We start from the raw sequence: 13,405 nt of genomic DNA, 5'->3' as shown, positions 1-13,405 counted from the left end.
TACGCTATAGCGGTTGGATCACGATTGTCCGGCATCCGCCTTGAAAGCCGGGGTTTGTTACATATTGATACCTTCCGGCGGCGAATTCCTCTCGGTGAGCAAAATGGACATGCCCGCAAAAGATTCCGGCCACCTGACTTGCATCGGGACTTTTTATCCATTCGATAAATTCTCTCGTGCCGGCCTCTTCATCCTTGACACCCCAGCGCTTTTGCTTCTCCTTATCCCAGTTTTTGGCGCCGACCAGGATAGGGCTTTTCCATACTTCAAGCACCTTCGACGTTAGCGAAGGCAGCGAAAGCGGTATGTGGAAAAACAACAAGCAAGGCAAACCGGACGCCGTCTGTTCTTGGACAAAATCAAGCTGCTTGCGGCTTACCTGGTAATTGCTGTTGTCGATGGCGATGATCTTGACGCCTCCGATTTCCATACTGCTGTGCGACGGATTGAGGCCCAGCATATGATTGAACATCGGATATGCGGCATGCCGAAGCTCGTCGCTCGGCTGTTCATGGTCGTGTTTCCAGTCATGGTTGCCCATCGTGAACAAATAAGGGCAGGGCAGGTTAGAGAGCTGGGATTGCACAATCTCCAGGTTTTTCCGGGTTGGAAAATCAATGATGTCGCCAGTAAACACGATTCCGTCATACGGCTCATCCTCGTGCAGGTTCAAAGCTGCTGTAAAATGCGTAAGGGCCTGTCCGCCAAAAACTTTGTTTCGTTTGATTCCGGCTGCCGTCACGCTGTCTTCTTCACGCTCGTCCGTTTCCGTTAAATGCGAATCCGTAATATGCAGCATGCGAATTTCTTTATCGATGCCGGCGATCCGTATGACCGTGCGATCCGGACTCGGCTGCGGTACATCTTCCATTGCGATCAATATGAACAATCCTCCCCATAGGTTTGCAAATCCGATTCTTATCGTGATTCAGGACTGCAAAATCATTCAGCATGCATGTGAGCACCTATTCGTATTATAAGCGTTGTCTCTGCGATTTGGCGATGATTTCCACCCCGTCAGCTGTTCAAAAAAGGAATGTGGCATTCCCTTTTTTTCTATACCGAGCCTGTCGGGATCGCATGGACAGGAATGCTGGCTAGGTGCTTTTCGCATATTTCGTAAATCTGCGCTTCATTCACGTTAATATTCGGCGAATCTCGTATTTTTGCTTCCAAAAGCCGAACTATACCTTGATTTATTCGGTCATCTTCTGTATTATGATAATGCTAGATTATAAATTTCGGTTTACAGATTACCGGAAGGTGAACTCATGCCCCTGATCGACTCCAACGAGAACAGGAAGAAGCTAAGTCACATCTACAATGAGATCGCGAAAGAGCTGTTCGGTTTCGGTACGACGATGCTGAAGGTGTTCATCGATAGCCAAATGATTACGGTCCATGCCAAGCACCGCCGTTCGCCCCGTTCCACGGCGCTGGAGGGCGAGATTCCTACCTTGAAGTATGAAGTGGATTATTATATGTCCTCGATATACAAGCGGCGAATCCGCGAGAGGCTGGAGCAGGAGCTGGGACTTGCCATTGAAGCGGTGCTCAGGGATTATGATCCCGCCACCCAATGGGCGATCACGAATGTGATTCTGAGCGAGAATGAAAATAATTAACGATCGGCGTTTCTCTTTTGATTTATCTTAAGAGGAAACCGAATAGGTCAAACGGATGTCTCTTTCCGTTGTTTACAACGAAAAGTGCTCTTGTTTAGAAGATTTTTTTCTAAAACAAGGGCACTTTTTTGTTTTCTTGGAAATCCATGGGGGAAATGTATAGTTTAGGAGACGGTACGGATACTACCTAATGGAACAACCGGCTGCGGATTCACGATTCACCACTATAGATCATGATTGAATTGGGGAGGAACACGCAAGATGAGAAAACGATGGGTACAAGGCTTGGCTTCACTGACAATTTTGGGGCTCGTCGCTACGGGCTGTGGCGGCGGAGCGAAGGAACAAGGGAATGCTGGCGCATCGACCGAAGCGCCGAAGGGCCAACCGACGAAGCTGGTCATTTCCACATGGGGCTTCTCGGACGACTTCTTCAAGAAGGAAGTATACGCGCCATTCGAGAAGGAGCATAACGTTCAGATCGTCGTCGAGGCCGGGAACAACGCGGACCGCTTGAACAAGGTGAAGCAAGGCGGATCTTCCGTCGATCTGATTTATTTATCCGACTATTACGCGCAGCAGGGCATTGAAGCCGGCTTGTTCGAGAAGATCGACCGCAGCCGCATCCCGAACCTGAAAGAAATTTACGAGGTAGCCAGGGCGCCGCTCGGCGAGGATTACGGTCCGGCTTATACGATCGGACAGCTTGGTATCGCCTATAACCCGAAAGCGACCGGGGGCAAAGAGATCAAGACGTGGAACGATTTATGGAGCCCTGAGCTTGCCAAGAAGCTGACGATGCCGAACATTACGTCGACGACGGGCCCGATGATGATCGACGCGGCTTCGCGCGTAGCCGGCAACGCAACATTCAATGAAGATCAGGCGATGGCGAAGCTGAAGGCGCTGAACCCCGGCGTCGTGAAATATTACAGCCAGACGTCCGAATTCGTCAATATGTTCTCGCAAGGCGAGATTGCCGCGGGACCGATTATGGAAATGTACGTCAAGGATTTGAAGGCGGCTGTTCCGGAGACGAAGTTCATTACGCCGCAAGACGGCGGCTACGCGATCATGAACACGGTCAATGTCGTCAAAGGCAGCAAGAACAAGCAGCTGGCGGAAGACTTCATCAACTGGCATTTGAGCAAAACGGTCCAGGAGAAGTCGGCGAAGGCCAAGGTGGACTCGCCGGTTAATATGACGCTGACACTGACGCCGGAAGAGGCGACAGGCATTACGTACGGCAAGGAAACGATTGCCAAGCTGAACAAGCTGGATATGAAGTTCGTCAACGCCAACCTGAAAAAATGGATCGACCGCTTCAACCGGGAAGTCACGCAATAATTCGCGGAGATGAAGGGACAAGGGTATATGTTGCGGCATGTACCCTTGTTTGATTTAAAGCACAAGGAGGCCCGAACGGATGAACAACAAAGTGATTCTCGACGTGGACACGGGGGTGGATGACGCGCTCGGTCTGCTGCTCGCTATTCGCAGCGGCCAAATGGATTTGCTCGGCGTCACGACGGCGAATGGCAACGTTTCCTTGGAGCAGGCGACCGTCAATACGTGCAAAATATTGCAGCTGGCCGGCGCGGAGCATATTCCGGTCGTCAAGGGGGCGGACCGCCCGATCAAGCGCAGCACGTATTTCGAGCATCGGGTGCACGGGACGGACGGCCTTGGCGGAGCGCTGAAGGACATGCCTGTGCGCAAGCAGCCGGAGGACGGACATGCGGTCGACTTTATCATCGACCAGGTTCGGCGGCATCCCGGCGAGGTGACGCTGGTCATGACCGCGCCGCTGACGAACCTGGCGCTGGCCGTCACGAAGGACCCCGAGCTGGTACGGCTCGTGAAGGAAGTGATCGTGATGGGCGGCGCCGTGCAGACGTTCGGGAATGTGACGCCGACGGCGGAGTATAACATGTATGTCGATCCGGAGGCCGCGAAGCTTGTATTCCAGGCGGGATTTGCTTCCCTCACGCTCGTCGGTCTGGACGTGACGCGCAAGGCGCTGCTGACGGAAGCGCATATCGCCTCCTTGGGAGATTCGGCGCTGGCCTGCTATGTCCGCGAGAGCACGGGCGATTACATGCAGCGCTATTACGAGCGCAACGGGGTGCGCGCCTGTGCGCTGCACGATCCGCTCGCGGTCGGCGTGGCGCTGAACCGGGAGCTCGTCCTGACGAAGCCGTACTACGTCGACGTGGAGACGCGCAGCGAGCTGTGCGACGGCCAGACGGTCTGCGACTTCCAGAACCGGCTCTCGCGCGAGCCGAACGTTCACGTCTGCTTGGATGTGGCGGCAGACGAATTTCTCCGCATGTTTACGACCGTTTTGCGCGGCTAGCGAACCTTAAGAACAGGAGAACAGTAACATGAAGAAATCGTATTTGGCTATATTGCTTGTGCCGGGCCTGCTGTTCTTGGCCGCTTTCATGGTGATCCCGATTCTCCTGACGGTAGGCTCGACCTTTTACCATGAGGGCCGTCTCACGGCGGATGGCTATCTGCACTTCTTTCAAGATCCATATTTTCTGAAAATATTATGGACCACCCTGCGCGTCAGCTTGGTGACGACCGTTCTGTGCATGGTGCTAGGCTTTCCGGTGGCCTATTACATCTCCAGACGCAGCCCGAGGCAAAAAGGACTGCTGCTCGCGCTCGCCATCTTCCCGCTGCTGACCAGCTCCGTCGTCCGCTCGTTTAGCTGGACGATCATCCTGGGGAAAAAAGGGCTGCTCAACAACACGCTGCTGGCGACCGGACTGATTCAGGAGCCGCTGAACATTTTATACACGCCGACGGCGATGATGATCGGTCTGATTCATTTGTTCCTGCCGCTCATTATCATTACGCTCGTCGGCGTCATGGAGAATATCGATCCCGATCTTCTTAAGGCGGCGGAAAGCCTGGGGGCGAGCCGGTTCTCGGCGTTCTGCAAGGTAATCATACCGCTCAGCGTGCCGGGGCTGATCATCGGGGGCATTCTCGTGTTCGTCGGCAGCTTGACCGCTTACACAACGCCGACCTTGCTCGGCGGCAAGCAGCGGGTCATCTCGACGTTCCTGTATCAGAACGCGATCACGCTGAACGACTGGTACCTCGCTTCGGTCGTCGCCACGATCATGATGGCGATCACGTTCGTTATTATCGCGCTGATGAATAAGCTGGCCAACAAATTAAATCCGAAGGGGTAGAAGCATGCAGGAGAAGAACCGTGGGCTCGGCCTGTTTACACTTCTTATATATGTGTTTTTGCTTGGACCACTGGTGATTATCGCCTTCGCTTCATTCGAGCCGGGAAGCGCGCTGAAATTCCCGCCGCAAGGCTTTTCGCTCAAGTGGTATCATCATATTTTCGAAGTGACGATGTTCAAGACGTCGTTCATTACTTCCATTGTCGTGTCGCTGGCGGGCAACCTGCTCGCGCTGCTGCTCGGATTGCCGGCAGCGTATGCGTTAAGCCGGTTTCAGTTCCGGGGGAAGGACGCGCTGAATGCGGTCTTTATATCGCCGGTGCTCATTCCGGGCATCGTACTCGGATTTACGATGCTGAAATACGTCATCATTACTTACCATCTGCCGATTTACGCGGCGCTGCTGCTCGGGCATACCGTCATCATGCTGCCGTTTATTATCCGGGTCATCGCCTCCAGTCTGGCCAACTTCGATTTTGCCGTGGAGGAGGCTTCGCTCAGTCTCGGTGCAGGAAGGCTGAAGACGTTCTTCACCGTCGTGCTGCCGAACATCAAGTCGGGCATTATCGCCGCCGTATTGATCGCGTTTCTGGAATCGTTCAACAATGTCGACATTTCGGTGTTCATGACCGGACCCGGAGTCAGCACGTTCCCGATCCAGATGCTGCTGTACGTTGAGAACAACTTCGACCCGACGGTGGCAGCCATCTCTGTACTGCTGATGCTGTTCACCGCCGTACTGATGTTCCTGATCGAGCGACTGATGGGATTTTCCTACTTTACCAAACGATAATGGAGGCTTGCGTCCATGGCCATGCTAACCTTGGAAAATATAGCTGTAGCCTATGATCAGCAATATATATTGAAAGACTTCAACCTGTCCGTCGAAAAAGGAAGCCTGATCTCGCTGCTCGGTCCGAGCGGCTGCGGCAAAACGACGACGCTGCGCCTGATCGCCGGCTTCCTTGAAGCGAAGGAAGGCAAATTCGCGCTGAACGGAAAAGATTATACGCGCGTACCGGTTAACAAGCGCAATTTTGGCTTTGTATTCCAAAGCTATGCGCTGTTCCCGCATTTGTCCGTTTACGACAACGTCGCGTTCGGTCTTCGCCTGCGGAAAGTAAGCGGAGCGGAGCTTGACCGCCGCGTGCGCAGCATGCTCGACGTCGTCAACTTGTCCGGCTTCGAGCAGCGCTATCCGAAGGAGCTCTCCGGCGGTCAGCGTCAGCGCGTCGCCATTGCCCGGGCGCTGGTGATCGAGCCGGATCTGCTGCTGTTCGACGAGCCGCTCAGCAATCTTGACGCCAATCTGCGCGTCAACATGCGGGTGGAGATCCGCCGCATCCAGCAGGAGCTCGGCATTACGACCGTCTACGTGTCCCACGATCAGGAGGAATGCTTCTCGATCTCCGATCAGGTCGCGATCATGAACAAAGGCATTATCGAGCAGCTTGACCGGCCGTCGACGATATTCAAATATCCGAAGACCGAATTCGTGGCTCGATTTATCGGATTTACAAATTTTATTACGTTCGACCGCAGGCAGGACCACGGCAGCGAGATTGAGCTTCAAGCGGGGACTCACGTTTTCCGCGCGGTGCAAGGACCGGGTCGGGGAGAACAGAAGGGGCAGAAGGGCGCCATCCGGCCGGACGATCTGAGGCTGGGTACGCCGGAAGAGCTGGATGCGGGACCGAATGTATTGACGGGCCGCGTCAAGGTCAGCACCTTCCTCGGCCGGAGCTACCAGTACGTCATCGAGACGGAGCTCGGCGATTTTACGGCGAACCAAGAGATGGAGCAGCCGTATGCGAGCGGTCAAGAGGTGCGCGTTCAGTTTCCCGTGGAGAAGTTGATTTTGGTGGAGTAGCTTACTTGGAGGTGCAGACAGCATGCGCGTGGATTTATTGATCGAGAACGTCCAGATTTATAACGGCTATTTCAAGCGGTTCATGCCCGGCAACGCGGCGGTGCTGGACGGAAAGTTTCTATATATCGGCAAGCGGGGGAGCGAGAGCTTCGAAGCGGGCGAGATCATCGACGGGAAAGGCCGCTACATGATCCCCGGACTGATCGACATTCATCTGCATATCGAGAGCTCGATGATAACACCCGAGGCGTTCTCACATGCCCTCATTCGCAACGGCGTCACCACGATCGTTCCCGAGCCTCATGAAATGGCCAATGTGTTCGGCCTGGAAGGGGTCAAGGAAATGATCAAGGCGAGCCGGAACTGCGTAGCCGACATGTTCTATGCCATTCCTAGCTCGGTGCCTGCGACGTCGATGGAAACGACAGGCGGTTCGATCGAGATCGAAGACATGGACGAGCTGCTGCGTACGGAGCGCATCATTTGTCTCGGCGAAATTATGAACTATGTCGATGTGATCACCGATCCCGACTGCAAGACGAACCAAATATTGAACCATATTCGCGCGGCTTACCCGCAGCTGATCATTGAGGGCCATGTTCCGAAGCTGCTCGATCTGGATCTGCACCGGATGATCTTCAGCGGCGTCGATTCCGACCACACGCATCAAACGATCGAGGGAATGGAAGCCCGCATCGCCGCCGGCATGTTCATCGAGCTTCAGGAGAAATCGATGACTGCGGATGTGATGGAATATTTGATCCGCAATCAGGTTGCCGAGCACTTCTGCTTCGTAACCGACGATGTGATGCCCGATTCGTTCCAGCGGCGCGGCCATCTGAACCATATCGTGCGCAAGGCGATCCGTATGGGCATGGAGCCGGAAGCGGCGATCTATGCGGCTACGTTGACGCCGGCCCGCAGAATGCGGATGTATGACCGGGGCGCCATCGCACCGGGGAAGCTCGCCGACTTCTCGCTCGTATCGGATATTCGCGAATTGACGATCGAGCAGGTGTACAAGCGCGGCGGCAAAGTTTACGACGCGGGCGAGTCTTATCAGCCTGCCACGGCGGAGCGGGCCTTCCCGGCGCATTTTTACGAAAGCGTGAAGCTGGCGGAGCTAACTGAAGCCGACTTTCAGGTTACGGTGCAGACCGGCGGTGCCGGCGACGGCCGATTCATGGGCCGGGTGATGATGGTCAAGGACGGTTCCACGTTCGTCGAGGAGCATCAGGCCGAAGTAGAGGTGCGTGACGGTCAGCTGCTGTGGCGGGAAAGCGGCTACGGGCTGCTGGCGACGTTCGAGCGTTACGGCAAAGGCGGCCAGCGCGCCTATGCGTTAATCGGCGGAGATACGATCAAGCGCGGCGCGGTCGCGACGACGTACTCCCACGATAATCACAACCTGCTCGTTGTCGGCCATAACGAGGCCGATATGATGCTCGCGGCGAACTGGGTCATCGCCAATCAAGGCGGATTTTGCGCGGTTGAAGGTGGACAGGTGCTGGCAGGACTGCGGCTGCCGGTCGGCGGCATCTTGACGGAAGCGCCGCTCGAACAAACGGCCGAAGAAGTCGAGCGGCTGATCGGCGCGATGAAATCGTTAGGCTACCAGCATTACAATCCGATCATGTCGCTCAGCACCCATTCCCTGGCGGTCAGTCCGGCGCTTAAGCTAACGGATCACGGCTTGATCGACGTGAATAAAGGTCAAGTGATTCCGCTGCTCGTTCAAGCGATGTAACTGAGCGAAGCGGGGGGGCAGGTTCATATCGCTAGTTCGACCTAGTTTGACCTCGTTCGAACTAGTTGGACCAACCGCCGAGCAGCTCCGCAACGCGACATAAGACATCGCCTCTCCGGGTAGGAGGGGCGATGTTTTTTGTTCATGTACTAAGGGGGCCATCTTAATGTATGAAGGTGTTATTCCAATGCACGAAGGGGCTATCCCAGGCCAGAAAACGGATTCACGACTTGTTGCGTATCACGAAAGCCCCGATAGTGAATAACAGCAAAACCAATTAATTATTGTGGAATCCCCACTATTTTCGTTTCAAAAAGTTTAAAAACGCGCTCTAATTGGTCTAGCCGAACTATTCGAAGGGGTAACGCTTTGAATCGTTCGATTGTTCCACTATTTCGCTCTTTTAGTGGAGATTCACTTGCAATCGTTCGATTTGACCTATAAACTATTCGGTTGGCTGAACTAGCCGCAAACAGCTTCTATATGAACGCCATTATAATCTACTGCGGCTCGTCTTCCCGTACATAACCTATCGGAGCTTCTTTCGTCATTTAGTCTATTTACGGTTCTAATGATCCGCGAATGCGTGAAGCTCAGTTTGTCATGTCATTGTAGGCTGTCCGAATCAAGAGAGCATGTATACAGTTATCATCTTAGGCGATCCTGACTCTATGAGTGCATCTCAACGTAAGATGGAGAGTCGGGCGGCTCTACGCTAAAAAGAGTAACCACCATGTACAACGCCTAGCTTGAGCCATACTTACAGCAAATGACCGTCCGGCGATTAGAATGAACCGGACGGTTTTTCGTTCCATGATGGTGTAGTCCCAATCGATGCGAGCTTTTCGGGGAAGTTCATTCCAATATATTCCACTGCGACTCAATGGCGCTAGCACAGCCCCATCATTCCATCGCAGGGTTCGACAGACCATCGCGCCGCCCGCCCAGCGAGCTCGCGCGCTTGGGAGTCGCTCACGTTGGAAACGCTGCTCCGCTACAAGACTTGCTGCTCAAGCAAGTGATGGTAGAAGCCTTTCCGCTCAATAAGCTGCTCATGCGTGCCGCTCTCGACGACGGCTCCTTGATCCAGCACCACGATCCGGTCGGCATGGCGAATCGTGCTCAGCCGATGCGCGATGATGAGCGTCGTTCGGCCTTCCAGCATCTCGCTCATGTTGTGTTGAATGATTCGCTCGGATTCCGTATCGAGGGCGCTTGTGGCTTCATCGAAGATAACGATTCGCGGATCGTGGATCAGTGCGCGCGCAATGGCGATCCGCTGGCGCTGACCGCCGGATAGGCGAATGCCGCCTTCGCCGATGATCGTATCATAGCCGAGCGGCAGCGCTTCGATGAATGCATGGGCGCCGGCCAGCCGGGCGGCCCGTTCCACTTCTTCGAAGGAAATGTTCTCGCCGCTCAGGTCGATATTGTCCCGCACCGAGCCGCGGAGCAGCATCGACTCCTGCTGCACGACACCCACCTGCCTGCGGAGCGAGGCGGCGTGCACCTCGCGCAGCGGGTAACCGTCGACAGAGATGGCGCCGCTCGTCGGCTCCAGAAGCTTCAGCAGCAGGTGCGCGATCGTCGATTTCCCCGAGCCGCTCCGCCCGACAAGCGCGACCGTGTGCCCCGGCTTCAGCTCCAGGTCGAGACATTGCAGCACCAGCTTCCCGCCTCGGCTGTACTGAAACGATACATTCTCGAATCGGATATGGCCTTGAATCGCGGGAAGCAATCGCATCGCTTCCGGCCGGGGATGCTCTGGCGTCGATTCGAACACATCGTTCACCCGCTCCATCGAGATTCGCGCCTCCGACAGCTCGCTTATGCGCTGCGAGATCATTTCCAGCGCAAACAGGAACGAAGCGAACATGACGGAGTACGCTGCGAGCATGCCGACGGTAAGCTGCCCCTCCAGCACGTATGTGGAACCCCAATACAGCAGTGCCACCTTGCTTAGTGACCGCAATGCCGAGGAAGCCGCTTTGGACGCAGCGTCGAGCCGGTTGCCCTCCAGCCGCAGCGCCAGCAGCCGGTTCAGCTTGTGCATCAGCTTCCCGCGGATCATCCCTTCGACGGACAAGCCTTTGACGGTAGCGATGGCCTGTACCGCTTCCACGATTTGCGTCTGGGACTCGCATTCGGCGATGAACTGCTTGCGCAGATTGCGTCGCATTCGCGGCAGGATATAACCATAGAGGCAAACGTACAGCGGCAGAAGCGCGAAGGAGATCGCCGCGAGGCGAGGATGGTAGTACGCCATCAATCCCCCATAAACCACCAAGGTCAAACCATCCAGCAGCAGCTCGGAAGCATGGTCGGTCATCAATCGGCGAATTTTTTCGTTCTCATGCACTCGGGTCAAAATATCGCCTGACGTTCGTTTGGAAAAATACGTGTAAGGCAGCCGGAACAGATGACGGTAAAAACGGTCCAGCATCGCTTGATCGAGGATGTAGGCGAGCCGGCCGATCAGTACTTGGCGTACGGCGATGCTTGCGGTATGGAAGACAATCATGACAAGCATGGCGGCAACGAACAGATGCAGCAGCGGCCACTCAGCATCGTTCAGCACACGGTCAAAGATCTGCTGCGTCATGATAGGGAACATCAAGTAGATAACCTCAATCAGTACAGATAACCCAATGGCCGAAACAAGCAGCTTTTTAAACGGTCGAACATAATCGAAGTAGCGTTTCCACAGGATTTCCTTGTCGTCCAGCGCGGCGAGCGGACCGCTTGGCTGCATCGTGATAACAAAGCCGGTCCAATGCTTGCTGAATTCATCCAAAAGCACGGCTTCGACGTAGCCGAGCGCCGGGTCGGCTACAACGAGATGATGCTCGCCGACCGCATAGACGACGATGAAATGGTTGCCTTTCCAATGTGCGATGAAAGGCGTCGGCAGCTCATTCAGGAGGCTGCTCGTCAAACTGAGACCCTTCGCAGTAAACCCGAGCGCTTCGAGCGTTTCAACAAGCCCGTGCATTGACGTTCCTTCCGCCCCGACATTGCACCGTTCGCGCATCCGGTTCACACTGGCGTTCAGCCCATAATAACGGGCAATCATCGTTAGACACGTAGGTCCGCAATCCATCTCGCTCTGCTGCAGCAGCACGGGGAATTTACGCCGCCAGCGCCATGCCTTTCGTGCTCTGCCGCTTCGCTCGGCCGACGCGGTTGCTTCGCCGAATGAAACGGTTTCGGTCGGAGAAGTGGCGGCGGCTTCCGCAAGTTCCGGAGCTTCGGGCATTCGCATCGGTTGGTCCGAATCGCTGCGGGCGTTCGAGCGAAACGATTCGAGCAGGATCGGGTACTTGCGGATCAGCTCGTCGAAGTTCGACTTCGACAGGTGAAATGCAATCGCCGGTTCGGCAGCCCGTACGGTCGCTTGGTACGGCGTACCCGACAGCAGCGCCAGCTCGCCGAAACCATCGCCCGCATACAGGCGGTTGACGATTGCAGCCTCCGGCGCTTTCTCCACAAAAGCGGAGCCGGACTTTAACAGGTAGAAGGTGTCGCTTGGCTCTCCTTGGTGCACGAGGCATTCTCCTGGCTCGTACATGCGCACTTCCAGCATGCCGGGCAGCGAGCGAAGCGCCTCCGGGCCGAGAGGAGCAAACATCGTGCGGTGCTTCAGGAACAAGCGGATGGAGTCCGAAGAAGCCGACTGCCTCAACCCGCTTGCGATGGCGGGATAGCGGGCAACCCAATCCTCGAAGGATCGCCGGTCAAGCCGAAGCGTCTCCAGGGATGAGGCTGCGCGAATCGTCAGAGGGATGGCCGGCTCTCCGACAAGCAAGTGATGCTCGCCGAAGTGTTCCCCAGGTCGCAGCAGCCCCAGATTCGTTTCTTCACCTGCGGCGTTGACGCCGATTTTTCTCGCTTCGCCGGTTACGATCACATAGAAGTAATCTGCGGCACATTCGCGGCCCAGGATCGGCTGTCCCATGACGAAGGTTGCTCGCTCAAATTGCCGAGCCAGTCGCCGCTTCTCCTCCGCAGGCAACGGGTTGAGCAGGGGAATATGATGCAGATCGGATAAAATGGTTTCACTCACGAACGATGTCCCTCACCTAATGTCATAAATCTTCATGAATCTCGAGCGTACGCCGGTACGCTTCCAGCTTCTGCGCGAAGAGCAGCTCGCGAATGCTTGCTTCGACAGCCTCGTCCAGCTCGGCAGGATAGAGCGCTTCGACCAGAATGAGGCTGTAACCGTTCTTATGCTCGAAGGGGCCAAGCAGCGCGCCACGGGCTGCGTTAAATACGGCTGCCGCGATTTCGTGCTCCAGCGCCTCCCGGCCTATGAAGCCGACATATCCGCCCGCTTTGGCTGTTGCGTCATCCGAGGAATACCGGCGAGCGAGCATATGAAAGTCGGAGCCGTCCTCCACGCGAAATCGCAGCTCTTGAGCAGCTCCGTATTCCTCTGTGACGATCATCGAAATTTCGGCGCGGTCGTAATCTCGAGCCCATTCATGGTAATGTCGTACGATTTCATCGTCGGATACGATATGGCGGGTGATCCGCTCCCGAAGCACCTGCGGTTTCAGCAGATCCACGAGGTCGTCGAGCGTCATCCCCCGTTGCTCGAGCCACTCGCTGGCCTGAACGGTCGTATACAGTCCGTTCGCCCGGCGAAACGCCGTCACGGCCGCTTGCAGCTCCGCGGTGTCGGCATCGATGCCGAGTGTCTCAGCCCAGCATTCGATCGCTAGGTCGTCCTTGCAGCGCTCGGGCTCTGCAAGGGAAGCGCCGACGCGCAATCTTTGCAGCAGCTGCTTCAAGGTCATCGATTTATGATCGATCCGAAGTACAATGACGGTTGCCGGATTCAAACTTGCATCCCTCTCGTTCCACTGGCTTATGCCAGTATTCTAGCATGGAGCGGGGATTTTTCGCGATTCTTTTATTTTTCGGGACTTAAACAAAACTTAAACGGGATATTTTA

The 13,405-nt window shown here is 55.4% G+C and carries 10 protein-coding genes; 7 read left to right on the top strand and 3 right to left on the bottom strand.

The window, feature by feature from the left end:
- Positions 1–4: 4 nt before the first annotated feature.
- Entirely contained in the window at positions 5–871 is an 867-nt protein-coding gene (locus KXG62_RS06180; RefSeq protein ID WP_246627335.1) for a metallophosphoesterase family protein, read from the bottom strand.
- 400 nt (positions 872–1,271) lie between these two features.
- On the opposite strand from KXG62_RS06180, the gene KXG62_RS06175 reads away from it, so the two are divergent.
- The 7 genes from KXG62_RS06175 to KXG62_RS06145 all read left to right on the top strand — a co-directional run bounded on the left by KXG62_RS06175 (position 1,272) and on the right by KXG62_RS06145 (position 8,448).
- The gene (locus KXG62_RS06175; protein WP_218091067.1) at positions 1,272–1,625 is read left to right on the top strand and encodes a Na-translocating system protein MpsC family protein; all 354 of its coding nucleotides are present in this window, start codon (positions 1,272–1,274) and stop codon (positions 1,623–1,625) included.
- Between the two features lie 261 nt (positions 1,626–1,886).
- The gene (locus tag KXG62_RS06170; RefSeq protein ID WP_218091066.1) at positions 1,887–2,972 is read left to right on the top strand and encodes an ABC transporter substrate-binding protein; all 1,086 of its coding nucleotides are present in this window, start codon (positions 1,887–1,889) and stop codon (positions 2,970–2,972) included.
- Positions 2,973–3,051: 79 nt separating this feature from the next.
- Complete coding sequence (locus tag KXG62_RS06165; RefSeq protein ID WP_218091065.1) at positions 3,052–3,981, top strand: nucleoside hydrolase; 930 nt, start codon at positions 3,052–3,054, stop codon at positions 3,979–3,981.
- Positions 3,982–4,009: 28 nt separating this feature from the next.
- Positions 4,010–4,831, top strand: coding sequence for an ABC transporter permease (locus tag KXG62_RS06160; protein ID WP_218091064.1), 822 nt, complete (start codon positions 4,010–4,012; stop codon positions 4,829–4,831).
- A gap of 4 nt (positions 4,832–4,835) precedes the next feature.
- The gene (locus tag KXG62_RS06155) at positions 4,836–5,624 is read left to right on the top strand and encodes an ABC transporter permease (RefSeq protein ID WP_218091063.1); all 789 of its coding nucleotides are present in this window, start codon (positions 4,836–4,838) and stop codon (positions 5,622–5,624) included.
- A gap of 15 nt (positions 5,625–5,639) precedes the next feature.
- Positions 5,640–6,701 (top strand): ABC transporter ATP-binding protein, encoded by a 1,062-nt coding sequence (locus KXG62_RS06150; protein WP_218091062.1) that lies wholly within the window; start codon positions 5,640–5,642, stop codon positions 6,699–6,701.
- Between the two features lie 22 nt (positions 6,702–6,723).
- Positions 6,724–8,448, top strand: a complete 1,725-nt coding sequence (locus tag KXG62_RS06145) for an adenine deaminase (protein WP_218091061.1) — start codon at positions 6,724–6,726, stop codon at positions 8,446–8,448.
- A 994-nt stretch (positions 8,449–9,442) separates the two neighbouring features.
- Here the strand turns inward: KXG62_RS06145 and KXG62_RS06140 are convergent.
- A complete protein-coding gene (locus tag KXG62_RS06140; protein ID WP_218091060.1) occupies positions 9,443–12,511 on the bottom strand; it encodes a peptidase domain-containing ABC transporter in 3,069 nt (1,022 codons plus the stop codon).
- Positions 12,512–12,533: 22 nt separating this feature from the next.
- A complete protein-coding gene (locus tag KXG62_RS06135) occupies positions 12,534–13,292 on the bottom strand; it encodes a peptidylprolyl isomerase (protein ID WP_218091059.1) in 759 nt (252 codons plus the stop codon).
- Positions 13,293–13,405: the final 113 nt, after the last annotated feature.

Source organism: Paenibacillus solanacearum (assembly GCF_910593845.1).
In the GTDB taxonomy this organism is placed as follows: domain Bacteria; phylum Bacillota; class Bacilli; order Paenibacillales; family NBRC-103111; genus Paenibacillus_G; species Paenibacillus_G solanacearum.
This window is presented reverse-complemented; position numbering and strand designations above follow the sequence as displayed.